General features: G+C 39.0%; 16 protein-coding genes and 1 pseudogene. 16 read left to right on the forward strand and 1 reads right to left on the reverse strand.

Annotated features, from left to right (window positions below):
• The first annotated feature begins 129 nt into the window (after positions 1–129).
• Both FORMB_RS07175 and FORMB_RS07180 read left to right on the forward strand, forming a co-directional pair.
• The gene (locus tag FORMB_RS07175; RefSeq protein ID WP_335583320.1) at positions 130–714 is read left to right on the forward strand and encodes a phage tail protein; all 585 of its coding nucleotides are present in this window, start codon (positions 130–132) and stop codon (positions 712–714) included.
• 6 nt (positions 715–720) lie between these two features.
• On the forward strand, positions 721–1410 hold the full coding sequence (locus tag FORMB_RS07180) for a T9SS type A sorting domain-containing protein (RefSeq protein WP_069676807.1): 690 nt from the start codon (positions 721–723) through the stop codon (positions 1408–1410).
• Positions 1411–1426: 16 nt separating this feature from the next.
• On the opposite strand, the gene FORMB_RS07185 is transcribed toward FORMB_RS07180, so the two are convergent.
• Positions 1427–1789, reverse strand: a complete 363-nt coding sequence (locus FORMB_RS07185) for a hypothetical protein (protein WP_069676808.1) — start codon at positions 1787–1789, stop codon at positions 1427–1429.
• A gap of 167 nt (positions 1790–1956) precedes the next feature.
• On the opposite strand from FORMB_RS07185, the gene FORMB_RS07190 reads away from it, so the two are divergent.
• The 14 genes and pseudogenes from FORMB_RS07190 to ruvA all read left to right on the forward strand — a co-directional run bounded on the left by FORMB_RS07190 (position 1957) and on the right by ruvA (position 20766).
• A complete protein-coding gene (locus FORMB_RS07190) occupies positions 1957–3291 on the forward strand; it encodes a c-type cytochrome (protein WP_157498093.1) in 1335 nt (444 codons plus the stop codon).
• A gap of 37 nt (positions 3292–3328) precedes the next feature.
• Positions 3329–6448: a TAT-variant-translocated molybdopterin oxidoreductase gene (locus FORMB_RS07195; protein ID WP_069676809.1), complete on the forward strand. Its 3120-nt coding sequence runs from the start codon at positions 3329–3331 to the stop codon at positions 6446–6448.
• A gap of 26 nt (positions 6449–6474) precedes the next feature.
• Positions 6475–7941 (forward strand): NrfD/PsrC family molybdoenzyme membrane anchor subunit, encoded by a 1467-nt coding sequence (nrfD, locus tag FORMB_RS07200; protein WP_069676810.1) that lies wholly within the window; start codon positions 6475–6477, stop codon positions 7939–7941.
• Between the two features lie 3 nt (positions 7942–7944).
• The gene (locus tag FORMB_RS07205; RefSeq protein WP_069676811.1) at positions 7945–8478 is read left to right on the forward strand and encodes a DUF3341 domain-containing protein; all 534 of its coding nucleotides are present in this window, start codon (positions 7945–7947) and stop codon (positions 8476–8478) included.
• Positions 8479–8482: 4 nt separating this feature from the next.
• Positions 8483–9034, forward strand: coding sequence for a c-type cytochrome (locus FORMB_RS07210; protein WP_069676812.1), 552 nt, complete (start codon positions 8483–8485; stop codon positions 9032–9034).
• A gap of 24 nt (positions 9035–9058) precedes the next feature.
• The gene (locus tag FORMB_RS07215; protein ID WP_069676813.1) at positions 9059–10459 is read left to right on the forward strand and encodes a quinol:cytochrome C oxidoreductase; all 1401 of its coding nucleotides are present in this window, start codon (positions 9059–9061) and stop codon (positions 10457–10459) included.
• Between the two features lie 28 nt (positions 10460–10487).
• Positions 10488–11558 (forward strand): cytochrome c oxidase subunit II, encoded by a 1071-nt coding sequence (locus FORMB_RS07220; protein WP_069676814.1) that lies wholly within the window; start codon positions 10488–10490, stop codon positions 11556–11558.
• 28 nt (positions 11559–11586) lie between these two features.
• The gene (locus FORMB_RS07225; RefSeq protein ID WP_069676815.1) at positions 11587–13380 is read left to right on the forward strand and encodes a cytochrome c oxidase subunit I; all 1794 of its coding nucleotides are present in this window, start codon (positions 11587–11589) and stop codon (positions 13378–13380) included.
• A gap of 73 nt (positions 13381–13453) precedes the next feature.
• Positions 13454–14476: a Holliday junction branch migration DNA helicase RuvB gene (ruvB, locus tag FORMB_RS07230; protein WP_069676816.1), complete on the forward strand. Its 1023-nt coding sequence runs from the start codon at positions 13454–13456 to the stop codon at positions 14474–14476.
• 57 nt (positions 14477–14533) lie between these two features.
• A pseudogene (locus tag FORMB_RS07235) lies at positions 14534–14846 on the forward strand (GIY-YIG nuclease family protein).
• A 178-nt stretch (positions 14847–15024) separates the two neighbouring features.
• Complete coding sequence (gene queG / locus FORMB_RS07240) at positions 15025–15948, forward strand: tRNA epoxyqueuosine(34) reductase QueG (protein ID WP_069676817.1); 924 nt, start codon at positions 15025–15027, stop codon at positions 15946–15948.
• 55 nt (positions 15949–16003) lie between these two features.
• Positions 16004–17701, forward strand: coding sequence for a gamma-glutamyltransferase (gene ggt, locus FORMB_RS07245; RefSeq protein ID WP_069677929.1), 1698 nt, complete (start codon positions 16004–16006; stop codon positions 17699–17701).
• 122 nt (positions 17702–17823) lie between these two features.
• Complete coding sequence (locus FORMB_RS07250) at positions 17824–20106, forward strand: NADP-dependent malic enzyme (RefSeq protein WP_069676818.1); 2283 nt, start codon at positions 17824–17826, stop codon at positions 20104–20106.
• Between the two features lie 78 nt (positions 20107–20184).
• On the forward strand, positions 20185–20766 hold the full coding sequence (ruvA, locus tag FORMB_RS07255; RefSeq protein WP_069676819.1) for a Holliday junction branch migration protein RuvA: 582 nt from the start codon (positions 20185–20187) through the stop codon (positions 20764–20766).
• Positions 20767–20769: the final 3 nt, after the last annotated feature.

Consider the following 20769-nt stretch of genomic DNA (forward strand, 5'->3'; position numbering starts at 1 on the left):
TCACCATTTTATAGAATTCAAGCATTATACAAAATTGTAATGCAATACAATTATTATTTTATAATTTAAAAGACCCTCCATTGTTTTAATTAGTTTACGTATATTTGAGTTACCAATTTAATTTATAGGATGAAAAAATCAATTGTAACGTTACTACTGTTTTGCTGTTTTATTTTTAGTGAATCCGCCAATGCTCAAGACCCTTTTATTGGAGAAATCAGAATGTTTGCAGGAAATTTTGCACCACGAGGTTGGGCAAAATGCGAAGGTCAATTACTGGCGATTTCCAGTAATACGGCATTATTTTCAATACTAGGAACTATGTATGGCGGCGATGGCAGCTCTACTTTTGGGTTGCCAGACTTAAGAGGTCGGGTGCCCATGCATTATGGATCTGGACCTGGGTTATCTTCATATACACAGGCACAATCCGGGGGAGCGGAAACAAATTTGCTAGTGGTCGCTAATTTACCTTCTCATAATCATTCCATCAATGCGGTTACTGCAGACGGCAATACATCCGTCCCAGGTGGCAATTTGCCAGCAGGCACCAAACTACTGGACAAGGAATACTCCGATGCCACAGCCACAACGACTATGAATTCTGCAATGGTAAGCAACACAGGTGGAGGACAAGCTGTTAATAATATGCAACCCTATCTTACAGTTACTTATATTATTGCTACCCAAGGCATTTATCCACCAAGAGATTAAAGACAGATGAAATTACTTATTCAATTCTTTATTTTTACAAGTATCAGTTTCAATGGCTTTGCTCAAATCACGCTCAATGCTTGTCAAGAGTTGTTCGATGATCAAGAATTTATATTCACACAAACGGGTTCCGACGATACGGGGAGAGCTATTTTTGAAACCACACCAATCACAGGCGATCAGCCTTGTAGCGGCATTGGAGTCTGTGAATTTCAAATCGCTTATAATGATACGGATAGTCGATGGGAACTCCGAGCAGATGATGGCAATGGTGATTTTTCTGAAACCTATTTAATTTATTATAATACTGCGCAATCAACACCAAATCCCCCAGATGCAACCTTGGGTGTTTGGGTTGAGAATTCAACGACAGACACTTCGCTTTGTGGAGGGGATGGCGATTCAACTATTGAAACACTCACTGGCGATGTTCAAAGTGAAGTATTGGGCAATTTCAAAGAAGAATTTGCGGATGTATTTAAACTATTTCCCAATCCAAGTTCACGTCAAATTACCATTGAATCGGTTTATGAAGTTTCCAATATTCAGCTCTTTGACCTTAGAGGAAAATCAGTACTAAGTGCTTCAAAAATTGACCAAAATAGCATCGATGTTCGCCCGCTTCAAACGGGTTTTTACATTGCTAAATTTGAAATCAACGACCAGCAATATGTTAGAAAAATTGTGGTTCAATAAAATGCTGTAAATTTTTTTAAGGTTTAAGAGAAAATGCATTTGGAAACTTTTTTCTCACAACAATCAGTTCTCGATCTGCCTCCAGTTGTGTTCTAAATTTTCCAACCCAAATTTTATAGTTGGGAGTTTCGTATTTCATTTCTACAGTTTGTTTTGGAAAATCAGTTTTAAAACTTTCTAAGGCTGTTTCTGCGCCAAGTCGGTTTCCACTATAAATTTGAATTTTTATATATGTTTGGTCTTTATTCAGTTCTTTTTTAAGCGTCAGCACCCGATCAATTTCCAAGCTTTTCTCAATGCTTACGACGCCTTCTTGAGCCAAAACGGTGCCTGAAAATAAGACACTTATAACAATTAATTTCCAATTAAATAAGTTCATAGTATAGTATTGCTTCTACAAATGTAAACGAATAAAATTAAAAGTTATAAAAAATACTTATTTAGAACGTTTATAAATTAGAAATTTACGCATATCTAACATTTCAAAAACGGACATTAAATGTTACTTTTGCGGAAGATTTTTATAAACGAATATTGCCTATTTGCATGATAAAATCGAATCAAAGTTTAGAAATGACTTCTATCAACGCTATGAAACAGGGATTTAACTTTTACACGCTTTCGAAAATACTATTCTCGGGGCTTTTATTTTTCTCAATTACATTCACATCGCTATACGCTCAAGATGGAGATCCTGTTAAGGGGAAATCTTTATTTAACGCCAACTGTGCCGCTTGTCATCAGTTAGACAAGAAAATGACCGGGCCTGCGCTTCGAAATGTCGAAACACGACTCAGTGAAGAGGAAGGTTTGGACAGAGTCTGGCTCAACGCTTGGATTCGCAACAGTTCAGCCTTAATCAAGTCTGGAGATGCGTATGCAAACAAAATTTACGCTGAATACAACGGATCTGCAATGACTGCTTTTCCAGGGTTTTCAGATGATGATATCACAAACATCTTAGCCTATACGGCTCAAGAAAAAGCAACTCCTGTAGCTGCTGTTGCAACTGCTGTGCAAGGTGGGCAAGCTGAAGGCGGTGTTTCTCAAGAACTTGTTTTAGCGGCTCTCGCCATTCTTTTTGGATTGCTAGCTTTAGGATTGTTTTTAGTAAACAACACATTACGTCGTTTCGCTTCTGCAAACAATGTTGAAATTGCTGAAGCGGTTAAGAAAAAATCACTTTGGAAAGCCTTTATTCAAAACCAATTTTTAATGTTGGTTGTGGCGATCTTCTTCTTGTTATCAAGTGCCTATTTTGTATATGGCTACTTTATGCAGGTGGGTGTTGACCAAGGATACCAACCGATTCAACCGATACATTACTCTCATAAAATTCACGCCGGTGACAATGGAATTGATTGTAAATACTGTCACTCTTCTGCACGTGTGAGTAAGCACTCTGGAATTCCAGCGCTGAATGTGTGTATGAACTGTCACAAGTCTATTTACGAAGTGTCACCAGAAACGGCAACGGACGAGTACACGAAAGAATTTTATGACGGAGAAATCAAAAAATTATACGATGCTGTAGGTTGGGATGATGCCGAACAGAAATATACAGGAAACACGAAACCAGTCAAATGGGTGCGTATTCACAACCTGCCTGATTTCGCCTATTTCAATCACTCGCAACACGTTGTGGTGGCTGGATTGGAATGTCAAACATGTCACGGACCTGTAGAAGAAATGGAAATTATGTATCAGTTCTCTCCATTAACGATGGGCTGGTGTATCAATTGTCACAGAGAAACAAATGTAAAAGTTCAAGACAACGGCTATTATGATAAAATCCACGAAGCACTCACCAAGAAATACGGTGTAGAGCAATTGACCGCAGCCCAAATGGGTGGTTTAGAATGTGGAAAATGTCATTATTAGAAATTAAATAAAACGATCAACAAGTAACATTAGATATATGTCATCAAATAAGAAATACTGGAAAAGTGTTGAGGAGCTAAATCCGAGTCATAGCTCCGCTGTTGAGACGCTTAAACAAAAGGAATTTACACAAGAAATTCCTGTAGATGAATTTCTAGGCGATAAAGAAACCCTAGAGTCATCGAGTACAACGCGTCGTGATTTCTTAAAATATGTAGGGTTCAGTACTGCTGCAGCATCTTTAGCAGCCTGTGAAGGACCGGTCATCAAATCAATTCCTTACGTGGTTCAGCCAGAACAAATTATCCCTGGTGTTGCAAATTATTATGCAACGGCCATTGCTAATGGATATGATTTTGCAAGTGTTTTAATTAAAACCAGAGAAGGCCGTCCTATCAAGGTCGAGTCTAACAGTCTTGCAAAAGCAAACGGTGGGATCAACGCCAGAGTGCAAGCTTCTGTATTAGATTTATATGATAACCAAAGAGTTGTAGGCCCACAAAAAGAGGGTCAAGAAACGAGTTGGGGAGAGTTGACAGCAGAAGTGGCTCAAAAATTAGAAGCATTAAAAGGATCGGATAAATCAATTGTGTTATTAACACAAACCTTTGCAAGCCCATCGACTTCAAAATTGATCTCTGATTTTAAACAAAAATATGGGAATGTAAGCCACGTCGTTTATGATGCGATATCAGAATCGGCTGCCGCAGATGCGTTCCAAAACAAATATGGCTCAAGAGGATTGGCTAATTACGATTTTTCAAAAGCCCAAACCATTGTATCTATAGGCGCTGACTTTTTAGGCGACTGGCAAGGGGGTGGTTTTGATGCTGCTTATGCACAAGGACGTATTCCTAAAAACGGAAAAATGTCGCGTCATATTCAGTTTGAAGCAAACATGAGCTTATCAGGAGCAAATGCTGATAAACGTGTCGCAATCAAACCGTCTCAACAAAAAGTAGCCCTTGCAAAACTTTACGGAAAATTATTTGGAACCGCAGTTGGAGGCGATCTTCCAGCACACTTAGAAACGGCTGTAAACAATGCAGCTTCTGAATTATTGAAAGCAGGTTCTAACGCAGTTGTACTTTCAGGAATTCAAGACGTCAATGCACAAAACATTGTGTTGGCCATCAACGAAAAACTTAACAGTAAAGCGTTTGATCCTAACAATCCAATCTTAACCCGTCAAGGGAATGATAAAGCGGTTGCTCAATTAGTAACAGATATGAATGCGGGCACTGTAGGTGCTGTCATCATGGCCGGTGTGAACCCAGCGTACACACTTCCAAATGCTTCTGCATTTGTAGAAGGATTAAAACAAACAGAATTATCAGTAGCCTTCACCATGAAAAATGATGAAACAGCTTCTGTATCACAATATGTTGCTGCTACTTCTCATTATTTAGAATCGTGGGGCGATTTAGAAACTAAAAAAGGACATTACGGGCTCATGCAGCCAACCATTCGTCCTTTATTTGACACCAAACAATTTCAAGACCTATTATTAGAATTGGTGGGGACTTCAGGGTCTTACCACGATTTTGTAAAGTCCTATTGGAACAGCAATGTATTAAAAGGGGCTTCTTGGAATGACAGTTTACACGATGGTGTGTATGTTTCATCAAACTCTGCAACGGTAGAAACTGCAGATGCTTTTGATAGCAGTACAATTTCAGGATTAGGAGCTGCAGTCACTGCACTTGCTGCAACATCCACTTCTGGTATGGAGCTGACGCTGTATCCAAAAACAGGAATGGGAGATGGTCAACAAGCCAACAACCCTTGGTTACAAGAATTTCCAGATCCATTGACAAGAACGACTTGGGATAACTACTTAACAGTATCTGAATTTGATGGTAAAGCATTAGGATTCTTTTTAGAAACAAGTACTTTTTTCAGTGAAAACAGTCATGATGCCGATGGTGGATTGAACGGGAAATATGCAAACGTCACCGTAAATGGTGTCACTGTAAAAGTTCCGGTGATCATTCAACCAGGACAAGCAAGAGGTACGGTAGGAATGTCCTTTGGATATGGTCGAACCGAAGGTCTCAAAACAGAAATGCAAACAGGTGTCAACGCCTATCCTTTATATAACGATTTTAACACCGTACAAACCGCTACTGTAGAGTTAACGGATGGGAAGCATGAATTTGCTTGTGTTCAGTTGCACAATACATTAATGGGTAGAGGAGATATCATCAAAGAAACGACTTTGGAGATATTCAATACTGAATCTGCTGCGGATTGGAACCCAATGACTATGGTGTCATTGAACCATGAAGAAACACCAGTTGATTCTCCAGATGTAGATTTATGGGATGAATTTGACCGTTCGATTGGACATCATTTCAACCTGTCAATTGACTTAAACTCCTGTACAGGATGTGGAGCTTGTGTGATTGCATGTCATGCAGAAAACAACGTTCCAGTTGTAGGAAAAGAAGAAATTCGTAGAAGTCGCGATATGCACTGGCTACGTATTGATAGATATTATTCTTCAGATGATACGTTTGAAGGTGATAACACCACCAAAGATGATATTCAAGGTTTAGGAAGTTCATTAAGTACTTTTGGAGAGATGGAAATTCCATCTGAAAACCCACAAGTTGCTTTCCAACCAATCATGTGTCAGCACTGTAACCATGCACCCTGTGAAACGGTTTGTCCAGTAGCAGCCTCCTCTCACGGTCGTCAAGGTCAGAATCACATGGCTTATAACAGATGTGTTGGAACGCGTTATTGCGCTAACAACTGTCCTTATAAAGTACGTCGATTCAACTGGTTCTTATACAATGAGAACGATGAATTTGATTACCACATGAATAACGACTTAGGTCGTATGGTCATCAATCCAGACGTAACAGTACGTTCTAGAGGTGTGATGGAAAAATGTTCGATGTGTATTCAAATGACACAGAAAACAATTTTGGACGCGAAACGCGACGGAAGAGAAGTCAATCCAGATGAGTTCAAAACCGCTTGTTCGTCTGCATGTGACTCAGGCGCCATTGCGTTTGGAGATATAAATAATAAGAAAAGTGCGATTACCGAACTTAAAGATGATGAGCGTGCTTATCATTTATTAGATCACGTTGGTACAAAACCAAACGTCGTCTATCAAGTTAAAGTAAGAAACACAAACGAAGCATAAATAATAAGAAATAATATAAAAGGATTATGGCGTCTCATTACGAAGCACCTATCAGAAGACCATTAGTTACTGGGGAAAAATCATATCATGATGTAACCTTGGACGTTGTTGCACCTGTTGAAGGAAAAGCAAACAAACTATGGTGGATAGTATTTTCTATTGCACTTGCAGCTTTTAGCTGGGGAATAGGGTGTATGATTTATACCGTCTCTACGGGGATTGGTACTTGGGGTCTCAACAAAACCGTTGGTTGGGCTTGGGATATTACGAACTTCGTTTGGTGGGTTGGTATTGGACATGCAGGTACCCTGATTTCAGCAGTACTCTTATTATTCAGACAGAAATGGCGTATGGCAATTAACCGTTCTGCGGAAGCCATGACTATTTTCTCTGTAATTCAAGCAGGATTGTTTCCAATTATTCACATGGGTCGTCCATGGTTAGCATACTGGGTATTGCCTATTCCAAATCAATTTGGGTCGTTATGGGTCAACTTTAACTCGCCTTTATTGTGGGATGTATTTGCAATTTCTACATATCTATCTGTATCACTTGTATTCTGGTGGACAGGATTATTACCAGATTTCGCAATGATTCGAGATCGTGCGGTAAGACCTTTCCAAAAGAAAATCTATTCATTATTAAGCTTTGGATGGAGTGGACGTGCAAAAGACTGGCAACGTTTTGAAGAAGTATCTTTGGTACTTGCAGGACTTGCAACCCCTTTAGTATTATCCGTACACACCATTGTATCTTTTGATTTCGCAACCTCGGTGATTCCGGGATGGCATACAACTATTTTTCCACCCTACTTTGTAGCAGGTGCAATTTTCTCTGGCTTCGCCATGGTAAATACCTTATTGATCATCATGCGTAAAGTATGTAGTCTTGAAGATTACATTACTGTTCAACATATCGAATTGATGAACATCGTCATCATGATTACGGGATCCATTGTTGGGGTTGCGTATATGACGGAATTATTTATCGCTTGGTATTCAGGAGTTGAATACGAACAATATGCATTCTTAAACAGAGCAACAGGACCTTATGCTTGGGCCTACTGGGCAATGATGTCATGTAATGTATTTTCGCCACAATTTATGTGGTTCAAAAGACTTAGAACAAGTATCATGTTCTCATTCTTTATCTCCATTGTCGTAAACATTGGAATGTGGTTTGAACGTTTTGTGATTATTGTAACCTCTCTTCACAGAGATTACTTACCATCTTCATGGACCATGTTCTCACCAACGTTTGTAGATATCGGAATTTTCATCGGAACCATTGGATTCTTCTTTGTATTATTCTTATTGTACGCTCGAACGTTCCCAGTGATTGCACAAGCTGAAGTCAAAACAATATTAAAGTCTTCAGGACAACGTTATAAAAACATTAGAGAAGCAGGTGGTAGCCTAGTCGGTACAGGTTCAGATGAACGTACAGATGCTATGACAAAACCAGCCCAAACACCTAAAAAAGAAAAAGAGTAGCCTATGGGATCTTCAAAAGTTATTCACGCACTATATACAGATGATGATGTATTATTATCTGCAGTCAAGTCCGTACGTTCCGAAAAGCATCATATCGAGGAGATATTCACGCCTTTCCCAGTACACGGATTAGACAAAGCAATGGGATTAGAACCCACTCGTATTGCCATCGCTGCCTTTATGTATGGCTGTGTTGGTTTGATTGTAGCGACTGTCATGATGAATTACATCATGATCGAAGACTGGCCTCAAAACATTGGTGGAAAACCGAGTTTTAGCTATATCGAAAACATGCCGGCATTCGTGCCAATTATGTTTGAGTTAACCGTCTTTTTTGCGGCTCACTTAATGGTGATTACCTTTTACCTAAGAAGTAGAATGTGGCCATTTAAAAATGCAGAAAACCCGGATCCAAGAACAACAGATGACCATTTTTTAATGGAAATCTCTGTTCATGATAATGAAAATGAATTAAAAACCTTGCTGACCCAAACAGGAGCAGTAGAGGTTCATATCGTTGAAAAAGAAGCACATTAGTATTATGAAAAGTGTATCAAAAATAATCGTCTTAGCATTGGTCCTTGTCACTGTTTTTTCATGTCAAAATGATAACAGTCCAAACTACCAATACTTCCCAAACATGTATGCACCTATAGGCTATGAAGCTTATGGCGAGTACGATGTTTTTCCAAACTCCCAAGAGGCATTATTGCCTGTTGAAGGAACGATCTCTAGAGGTCATTCTTTATATGAATTTGAAAACAGTAACGAAGGTTATGCAGCAGCGCTTTCAGATTTAAAATCTCCCATAGCATCTGCTGAATTAGACGCTAAAAGAGGAAAAGAGCTGTATGAGATTTACTGTGGTATTTGTCATGGAAACAAAGGCGCTGGTCAAGGAAAGCTTGTGAAAAGAGAAAAAATTCTTGGAGTTCCAAGTTATGCAGATAGAGCCATTACTGAAGGAAGTATTTACCACGTTATCTATTACGGTAAAAACACTATGGGATCTTACGCAAATTTATTGAATGAGGAAGAACGTTGGCAAGTGACTGCTTACGTAGAAACCCTTAGAGCAGAATTAAAAAAATAAGAAAAGTAAAACATTTATATCAACATGTACACGTTTTCAAAAAGACTTAAAATTGTTTCCCTCGCACTGTTTGTCATTGGTGCAATAGGATGGGGCACAAGCTATGTAGCAACACACGGGCTCACCCTCGATGATGTTAAAGTACTATTAGCAGAAGAAAATTCGCACCATGGAGCAGACGCTTCTCATGGCGAAGAAACGACAGAAGCAATGCATCATGACGTTCAAACAGACGCGGAGGCGCATGCTGCAATGATGCATTCCACACACGATTCTGACACGCATGCAGAAGATGCACACGGATCGGAAGCGCACAATGATGATGCGCACGCAGAGCATGTATTGCACCAAATGCACAACAGACCTTATGCAGCTTTATATGTAGCAGCATTCTTCTTTTTTATGATATCCTTAGGGGTACTTGCGTTTTACGGTATTCAATATGCAGCACAAGCAGGGTGGTCACCAGTACTATTTAGAGTCATGGAAGCCATTACGTATTACGTATTACCTGGAGGTTTAATTGTTTTATGTATCGCATTATGGGCAGATCATCACATCTTTATATGGATGGATCCAGAAGTCGTTGCACATGACGCACTGATTCAAGCAAAAGCAGGTTGGTTAGATAAAACATGGTTTGCAGTAAGAGGATTGATCTTTATCACAGGATGGAGTTTATACCGTTATTTCTCACGTAAATTCTCACTAGCACAAGATCAAGCAGATATAAATGACAACAGTTTCTTTAAAAAGAACTTTAGAATTTCAGCAGCATTCTTAGTATTTTACATCTACACAGAATCCATGATGTCTTGGGATTGGATCATGAGTGTTGACCCACACTGGTTCAGTACCTTATTTGGATGGTATGTATTTGCAAGTATGTTTGTCAGTGGAATCACAGTAATTGCATTGATTACAATTTATCTAAAATCTAAAGGATTGATGGAGTTTGTAAACGACAGTCATTTACATGATTTGGCAAAATTTATGTTTGCGATTAGTGTGTTCTGGACCTATTTATGGTTCTCACAATTCATGCTTATCTGGTATGCAAACATTCCTGAAGAGGTCACCTATTTTGTAACCCGTATTGAAGACTACAACTTACCATTCTTTGGAATGATTATATTAAACTTTATTTTCCCATTCCTAGTACTCATGAACAGCGATTACAAGCGTGTGCCATGGTTTATAGTAATGGCAGGTATTGTGATTTTATTCGGTCATTATATAGATATTTTCAATATGATTATGCCGGCAACAGTAGGAGACCGATGGTTTATTGGGGTTCCTGAAATTAGTGCCATAGTATTGTTCTTAGGATTATTCTTATTCATTGTTTTTTATGCGCTTTCAAAAGCACCATTATTAGCAAAAGGAAATCCTTTTATCAAGGAAAGCGAACACTTTCATTATTAATTAAAATTTAAAAAGACAACATATAACGATGACTGGCTTATTAACAATATTAATTTTATTAGGGATCACAATTGCAATTTGGCAAATGGTCAAAATCTTTGATTTAGCACAAGTAAATAAAGATATAACTCAAGTTGCAAACGACGGTGACAACAAAACGCAAGGATACCTTATGTTGGGCTTTTTAGGCTTTATATACGGAATCACAATTGTGTCATTTGTACTTTGGGGCGATTTACCATTAACCTCTAATTCGGCATCTGAACACGGCCCTGAAATTGACCGATTAATGATCATTTCGATGGCAGTGATTTTTGTCGTGCAAACGATTACACAGTTTTTATTACACTACTTCGCTTTTAAATATAAAGGTGAAAAAGGACGTAAAGCATTATTTTATGCAGACAATGACAAGCTAGAGTTTCTCTGGACTATCATCCCTGTCATTGTATTAGCAGGACTTATCATGTATGGGTTGTTCACATGGACAGACATCATGTATGTTGACGAAGACGAGGATCCATTGGTCATTGAGTTATACGCTCAACAATTCAACTGGAAAGCACGCTATGCTGGTGAAGACAATGTTTTAGGAAAAGCCAATGTGCGACTCATTAATCTTGACAACGCCAATATTTTAGGTTTAGATGAAGCAGATCCAAATGCGCAAGACGATGTCATTACCACTGAATTGCACCTTCCTGTAGGCGTACCAGTATTATTCAAAATGCGTTCACAAGATGTGTTACACTCCGCCTATATGCCTCACTTTAGAGCACAAATGAATTGTGTTCCTGGAATGATTACACAGTTTGCATTCACTCCAACCGTAACCACGGAAGAAATGCGATTGAATCCTGACATCTATGAAAAAGTAAGAAACATCAATAAAATCAGAGTTAATAAAAGTAAAAAACTACAAGCAAAAGGCGAAGAACCTTTAGATAGCTATGAGTTTGACTACCTATTACTTTGTAATAAAATATGTGGAAAATCACACTATAACATGCAAATGAAAATCATTGTAGAATCGGAAGAAGACTACAAGGCATGGTTACAAGAGCAAAAATTATTCAAGAACTCCCTAGTTCAAAATTAAAAAATTAAAGAAATAACAACATAAGATTATGTCAGCACAGGTAGATACTCACGCACACCAAGACGATCACGGACATCATCCCAAAGAAACTTTTATAACAAAGTATATCTTTTGTCAAGATCACAAGATGATCGCTAAACAGTATTTGATTACGGGGCTTATTATGGGTATTATTGGGGTATTAATGTCTCTTTTAATGCGTATGCAAATCGCATGGCCTACAGAGCCAAATGTAATTTTTGAAGCTCTTTTAGGCAAATGGGCACCAGGAGGTGTGATGGATGCAGATATCTATCTAGCCTTAGTCACCATTCATGGAACCATCATGGTATTCTTTGTATTAACGGCTGGCTTGAGTGGAACCTTTAGTAACTTATTAATTCCTTTGCAAATTGGAGCACGAGATATGGCCTCTGGATTTCTTAATATGATTTCTTACTGGTTATTCTTTTTGTCTAGTGTGATTATGGTTGCTTCCTTTTTTGTAGAAGCAGGGCCCGCAGCAGCAGGTTGGACAATTTACCCTCCATTAAGCGCATTGCCTATGGCACAAGGTGGATCAGGTGCAGGAATGACTTTGTGGTTAGTATCCATGGCAATCTTTATCGCCTCCTCTTTATTAGGATCTTTAAATTACATCGTAACTGTTTTAAACCTCAGAACAAAAGGAATGTCAATGACAAGATTACCATTAACTATATGGACGTTTTTCATCACCGCTGTCATTGGTGTGGTATCGTTTCCAGTCCTATTATCGGCAGCATTGTTGTTAATTATGGACCGTAGTTTTGGAACCTCTTTCTTCTTATCGGATATATTTATTCAAGGAGAAGTATTACACTACCAAGGTGGATCTCCTGTATTATTTGAACACTTATTCTGGTTCTTAGGACATCCTGAAGTATATATAGTTATTCTACCGGCTATGGGCTTAGTATCAGAAATACTAGCAACCAATTCGCGTAAACCAATTTTTGGATACCGTGCCATGATAGCCTCTGTTTTGGCGATTGCATTTTTGTCAACCATTGTATGGGGACACCATATGTTTATTTCAGGAATGAATCCATTTTTAGGATCGGTATTTACATTCACCACTCTATTAATAGCCATTCCATCCGCAGTAAAAGCCTTTAATTGGATTACCACCCTTTGGAAAGGAAATATACAACTGAACCCAGCAATGCTGTTTTCTATTGGATTTGTTTCAACCTTCATTACAGGAGGACTTACCGGAATTATTCTTGGAGACAGTGCTTTAGATATCAATGTGCATGATACGTATTTTGTAGTGGCACACTTCCATTTAGTAATGGGAATATCAGCACTCTACGGATTGTTTGCAGGAGTTTACCATTGGTTCCCAAAAATGTTTGGACGTATGCTTAACAAAAACTTAGGATACATTCACTTCTGGGTCACGGCTATTTGTGCTTATGGCGTATTTTTCCCAATGCACTTTATTGGGATGGCAGGATTGCCAAGACGTTATTACACCAACAGTAACTTCCCATTATTTGATGACACTTCAAATGTTCAAATACTAATTACCGTATTTGCACTTATCGGAGGAGCGTTTCAATTGGTCTTTATATGGAACTTCTTTCACAGCATATTCTTCGGTAAAAAAGCAGAACAGAATCCTTGGAGGTCTAACACATTAGAGTGGACAACACCTGTAGAGCATATCCACGGAAACTGGCCAGGAGAGATTCCTCATGTACACCGTTGGTCTTATGACTACAGCAAACCAGGTCACGACGACGACTTTGTACCACAAAACGTCCCTTTAAAAGAAGGCGAAGAAGAGCTGCAACACTAAATGCTCATAACTTAATAGTATATTTAAAAGCCTTTCTTAAAACAAGAAAGGCTTTTTCTTTATATTTGTGTATATGAATGAAAACCTTAACCCTAACGACGATCACTTCACACCAGAAGAACAAGACATAGAAAAGGTGTTAAGACCCCTTTCATTCGATGACTTTGCGGGACAAGATCAAGTCCTTGAAAATCTTCAGATATTTGTAGAAGCCGCCGTAGAACGCGACGAAGCCTTGGATCATACCTTGTTTCATGGCCCTCCAGGACTTGGAAAAACCACCCTTGCACACATACTCGCCAATGAACTTGGCGTAGGCATTAAAGTCACTTCAGGTCCTGTACTGGATAAGCCCGGAGACTTGGCAGGATTGCTCACCAACCTTGAAGAACGGGATGTCTTATTCATTGATGAAATTCACCGTTTGAGTCCTATTGTAGAGGAATATTTATACTCCGCAATGGAAGATTATAAAATTGACATAATGATTGAATCTGGGCCCAATGCCCGAACGGTTCAAATCAACTTAAACCCATTTACATTAGTCGGTGCAACCACCAGATCAGGACTGTTAACCGCACCCATGCGTGCCCGATTTGGAATCAGTAGCCGTTTACAATATTATACAACAGAACTACTTTCAACCATCCTCGAAAGAAGTGCTGAAATACTAAAAGTTCCCATCAGTTTTGAGTCCGCAGTAGAAATTGCGGGACGAAGTCGAGGAACCCCTCGTATTGCAAACGCCTTATTACGTCGTGTAAGAGATTTTGCACAAATCAAAGGCAACGGAAAAATCGACATTGAAATCGCCAAATTCGGATTGAAAGCCCTGAATGTAGATGCGCATGGGCTTGATGAAATGGACAATAAAATTTTGACCACTATTATTGATAAATTCAAAGGCGGGCCCGTTGGTGTCACCACCATCGCAACCGCAGTGAGTGAAAGTCCAGAAACAATCGAAGAAGTTTACGAACCTTTTTTGATTCAACAAGGATTTATCATGCGAACACCCAGAGGTCGTGAAGTCACCGATCTTGCATACAAACATTTAGGACGCATTAAAGGCGATATTCAAGGAGGACTGTTTTAGGTTGATTTCATAATAATGTCAGGCTGAGCGCAGTCGAAGCCCATAAAAGTTTTTATCATGTATTTTTATTACGTATACATTCTTAAATGCTCTGACGAATCGTATTATACAGGAGTAACAAACAATTTAGAGAAAAGGTTTAAACAGCATCAGTTTGGATTTAACAAAGGTTCATATACCTACAATAGACGACCATTGACGTTAGAGTTTCATCAAGAATTTAATGATGTTTTACAAGCGATTTATTTTGAAAAGAAAATTAAAGGATGGACAAGGTTGAAAAAAACTTGCCTTAATAAATGGAGATTTTGATATGTTACAAATCCTTTCAGAATGTAGGAATGCAACGCATTATAAATATAAAGACTAGTAATTTTGCACTTCGACTGTGCTCAGTGTGACATCTAAATAAATTTAATAAAAGAATTAGTTAGTTTAGTACTTCGACTGCGCTCAGTGTGACAACCAAATGAATTTAACATGAATTACTTAATTTAGCACTTCAACCGCTCCTGCCTACCGATAGGTAGGCTCAGTGTGACAACCAAATGAATTTAAAAAACCACTATTCAAGTTTAATAAAAGCAGAAGCCAAACGCCTCGGTTTTTTGTCTTGTGGTATGAGTAAGGCGGGTTTTTTAGAAGAAGAAGCCCCGCGTTTGGAGTCGTGGCTCAAAAAAAACAGCCATGGTAAAATGCAGTACATGGAAAACCATTTTGACAAACGCCTTGATCCCACGTTGTTAGTAGAGGATTCCAAGAGTGTTGTCTCTCTTATATATAATTATTTCCCTGAAGAAACCCAACACGATCCAGAAGCCCCAAAAATTAGTAAATATGCCTATGGCAGGGACTATCACTTTGTCATAAAAGACAAACTCAAACAACTTTTAGAATTTATAAAAGAAGAAATAGGCGAAGTTCACGGGCGTGCATTTGTGGACTCCGCACCAATTTTGGAAAAAGCTTGGGCGAAGAAAGCAGGGCTAGGATGGATTGGAAAACACAGCAATTTACTAACGCAACAAGTGGGGTCTTTCTATTTTATTGCAGAGCTTATTATTGATTTAGAATTAGATTATGATAGCCCTGTGACTGACCACTGTGGCACATGCACAGCTTGTATAGATGCCTGCCCAACAGAAGCTATTTCTCCAGAACATGGAGTCGATGGTAGCAAGTGTATTTCCTACTTCACCATTGAGCTCAAAGAACAAATTCCGTCAGAAATGAAAGGTCAATTTGACAACTGGATGTTTGGATGTGATATATGCCAAGATGTATGCCCATGGAATCGGTTTTCAAAAGAACACTCTGAACCCTTATTCAATCCAAAACCAGAATTGTTGTCCATGACCAAACAAGATTGGGAAGAAATTACCCAAGACACCTTCTCTAAAGTATTTCAACATTCAGCAGTAAAACGCACAAAGTTTTCAGGGTTAAAAAGAAATATCGAATTTTTAAAATAATTTTCTTTAATTTTATAAAACCTATATTACATCCATGGACCGTACAAAAAAAATCATGAAAAAAGCCCTCATACTACTCGTCACGTCCACTCTATGCATTCAGTGTAACACAAAAGGTGAAACGCCCCAAGTTGACAAACCCCATGGTCTTATTGCAGAAAAAGCCATGGTAGTTTCCGCTAGAGAAGAAGCTTCCAAAATTGGAGTCGAAATTATGAAGCAAGGCGGTAATGCTTTTGATGCCATGATTGCGACCGATTTAGCATTGTTAGTGTCATATCCCGTAGCAGGTAATATTGGTGGCGGTGGTTTTATGGTTTTTAGAATGAATGACGGCACGACGGGTAGCTTAGATTTTAGAGAAAAAGCACCTTTAGCAGCCACAAAAAACATGTACCTTGATTCAGATGGAAATGTAAATTCGGATGCAAGTAAAATAGGCGCACTTGCCGTGGGAGTCCCCGGAACGATTGCAGGCTTATTTGAAGTGCATCAAAAATTCGGGTCACTCCCTTTTGAAAAATTGATAGAACCCGCCATTCAGTTGGCTCTTAACGGAGTTGTTGTGACAGAAAAACAAGCCAAACAATTAAACCGTTTTAAGTCCAAATTCAGGGAGGCGAACAAAAGAACGATTCTTTTAGACAAGGATTGGAAAACGGGTGATACGATTAGATACCCAAAGTTAGCCGAAACATTAAAGCGCATTAAAGCCAATGGGAGGAACGAATTTTATAAAGGGGAAACCGCTAATATTATAGTAGATCAGGTTCAAGAACTGGGCGGTATTATGACCAAAGAAGATTTAGCCAGTTATGAAGTCAAATGGAGAGACCCAATCACATTTATGTACAAAGGGCATAAAATTATTTCCATGCCACCCCCTTCTAGCGGAGGCATCTGTCTTGCTCAAATTTTAAAAAGCATAGCGCCGTTTAACATAGAACAGTATCCACACAATTCAACTCAGTACATCCAACTCATAGCAGAAGCAGAACGGAGAGCTTATGCCGATCGATCCTATTTTTTAGGTGACCCAGATTTTGTCAATATACCCACAGACAGTCTGACATCTGAAAACTATCTTTCCAGAAGAATGAGTGATTTTAATTGGGAAAAAGCCACAAAGTCGAGCACACTCTCACGAGGTTCTATTCCTGGATATGAAAGTAATGAAACCACCCATTATTCAATCGTCGACCCCTTTGGAAACAGTGTTTCTGTGACCACCACCCTAAATGCTGCTTATGGATCTAAAGTTTATGTAGAAGAAGGTGGCTTCTTTTTAAATAATGAAATGGATGACTTTAGTGCAAAACCTGGAGAACCAAACATGTATGGTTTGGTCGGAGCTGAAGCCAATGCAATCGCACCCAAAAAACGAATGTTAAGCTCCATGTCGCCAACCATTGTTGAAAAAAATGGACAACTCAAAATGGTGGTAGGCTCGCCTGGAGGCTCTACCATTATCACCTCTGTGATGCAAAATATTCTAAATGTATTGGAGTACGATATGAGCATGCAAGAATCAGTTTCCACACCCCGATTTCACCACCAATGGTTGCCAGATAACATCAAATTTGAAACCTCTTTTGATACACTTGTTTTTAAGTCACTTAAAAAATTAGGCTACGCCATAGACCAGACGAATTCACCAATCATAGGAAAAGTAGATGCTATTTTGGTATTGCCTGACGGCAGCTTAGAAGGAGGTGCAGACCCGAGAGGCGACGATACGGCTGCAGGGTTTTAATCTATATTTTGCAGAGCAAGTATCTATCTTAAGCTCAGGCGGGGTATCAAGTTTCTAAAAGAATAGCTCTAAAATTTCATTATTAAACTGAACTGTCTAACTTTGCATATCAAACCACCAAGATGTCAAAACTGAGTAAACACGATTTAGAAGCTTTAGCTTATCACGAAAAACCGTCTCCCGGAAAAATTCAAGTAGTTCCTACTAAAAAATATGCCACCCAAAGAGACTTGGCATTGGCCTATTCTCCTGGTGTTGCGGCGCCTTGTTTGGCCATAGAAAAAACCCCCTCCGATGCTTATAAATATACAGCAAAAGGAAATCTAGTGGCTGTGATTACCAACGGAACCGCTGTTTTAGGATTGGGAAATATTGGCGCGGAAGCCTCCAAACCAGTGATGGAAGGAAAAGGCTTGCTCTTTAAAATATTTGCTGATATCGATGTGTTTGACATCGAAGTGAATACTGAAAATGTAGAAGAATTTATTCAAACCGTTAAAAATATAGCACCCACTTTTGGAGGCATTAATTTAGAAGACATCAAAGCGCCAGAAGCCTTTGAAATCGAAAAACGACTGAAAGAAGAACTTGATATCCCTGTGATGCATGACGATCAGCATGGAACGGCGATTATATCTGCAGCAGCCTTGTTGAATGCCTTAGAAATTGCAGAAAAAAATATTCAAGACGTACAAATTGTAGTGAGTGGTGCTGGTGCCGCCGCCATTTCCTGTACACGTTTGTACCAATCATTTGGTGCGAAGCGCGAAAATATTGTCATGCTGGATAGTAAAGGGGTGATTAGAAATGACCGTGAAAATTTAACTTCTCAAAAAGCAGAGTTTGCGACCCACAGAAAAATTGATACGCTAGAAGAAGCAATGAAAGATGCCGATGTGTTTATTGGACTTTCAACTTCTGATATTGTGAACCCTAAGATGCTGTTGTCAATGGCAAACAATCCAATTGTCTTTGCAATGGCAAACCCAGACCCAGAAATAAAATACAATCTCGCGGTCAAAACACGTGACGATATTATCATGGCAACGGGACGAAGTGACACACCTAATCAAGTTAATAATGTACTTGGTTTTCCATTTATTTTTAGAGGTGCCTTAGATGTGAGAGCGACCTCCATTAATGAAGAAATGAAAAAAGCGGCAGTCATTGCCTTAGCAGACTTAGCAAAAGAACCGGTTCCAGAGCAAGTAAACATTGCCTATGGCGAAACGCGTTTGACTTTTGGAAAAGATTATATCATTCCAAAACCATTTGATCCCCGCCTCATTGCAGCGATTCCACCAGCCGTGGCAAAAGCAGCGATAGAAAGCGGTGTGGCCTTGGCACCAATTACAGATTGGGAACACTACGAAGACACCCTTTTGGAGCGTATGGGTTCCGATAATAAAATTGTAAGGCTCTTATTTAACCGAGCGAAGCTAAACCCGAAACGTGTTGTTTTTGCAGAAGCCGATCAGTTAAATGTTCTTAAAGCGGCCCAAATTGTTTTAGAAGAAGGCGTAGCAACCCCTATTTTATTAGGACGACGGGACGAAATAGAACGTCTTATGGAAGAATTAGAATTTGATGAAGAAGTGTTAATCATCGACCCTAAAGCCGATGAAAGCACTCTCCAGAAAAATAAATACGCAGAAATATATTGGAAACAACAACAGCGAAAAGGGGTGACACTCTTAGCCGCTCAAAAATTAATGCGTGAACGCAACTATTTTGCGGCAATGATGGTCAATCAAGGCGATGCGGATGCCCTTATTTCCGGGTACTCCAGTAATTATGGGTCTGTCTTAAAACCAATGTTAAATTTAATTGGGCTGGCACCTGGTTCCACACGAATTGCGACCACCAATGTGATGATTACACAAAGAGGACCTATGTTTTTGAGTGATACAGCCATCAACATAAACCCTTCCGCAGACGATTTGATAAAAATTGCTCAGATGACATCTGGTGTGGTTAAAATGTTTGGTATAGAACCTGTGATGGCGATGATATCCTATTCTAACTTTGGATCATCAAAGGATAAAACGGCGACTAAAGTAAGAGAAGCGGTATCGTACCTGCATCGAAGACATCCAGATTTGTTAGTGGATGGTGAATTACAAACGGATTTTGCATTGAACAGTGAAATGTTAAAAGCGAATTTTCCGTTTTCTAAACTTGCAAACAAAAAAGTAAATACGCTTATTTTTCCAAATTTAGAATCGGCGAATATCACCTATAAATTATTAAAAGAACTCAATAAAGCAGAATCTATTGGGCCCATCATGATGGGATTACGCAAGCCTGTTCATATTTTACAATTAGGGGCTAGCGTCGATGAAATTGTGAATATGACTGCCGTTGCAGTCGTGGATGCACAGCAAAAAGGAAAAGCGGTGAATTAACCCTCTAAATCACTTTCTTTTTTCTTCTTAAAATATTGTATAATTTTAGTACATTTGAAGTTCAAAGGAAGTGAAGATATGATTACACACATTCAAGGTAAATTAGTTCAAAAAACACCCACACACGTCATTATAGATTGTAATGGCATTGGCTATTTTGTCAACATTTCACTTCATACGTTTTCTCAAATACCAGATCAAGAGGCGATTAAAGTCTTTACACACCTTCAAGTGAAAGAAGATTCTCACACGCTGTACGGGTTTATTAGTTCTGCGGAACGAGAAATTTTCAGACTGTTAATTTCTGTCAGTGGAATTGGAGCAAACACAGCGCGCACCATGCTTTCGTCGCTCACACCCAAACAAATTAGAGAAGGAATTGCCGTTGGAGACGTTGCTTTGATACAATCGGTTAAAGGCATTGGCCTTAAAACAGCACAAAGAGTCATCATCGATTTAAAAGATAAAGTTCTTAAAATTTACGATATTGATGAAACTTCCTTGTCTCAAAACAATACAAACAAAGATGAAGCGTTATCTGCTTTAGAAGTTTTGGGTTTTATGAAAAAACAATCCGAACGCATTGTCGAAAAGATCGTAATATCTACGCCGGATGCCACCGTAGAATTTATTATTAAGGAAGCGCTTAAAAACCTGTAACTC

Source organism: Formosa sp. Hel1_33_131 (genome assembly GCF_001735745.1).
Classification (GTDB): domain Bacteria; phylum Bacteroidota; class Bacteroidia; order Flavobacteriales; family Flavobacteriaceae; genus Hel1-33-131.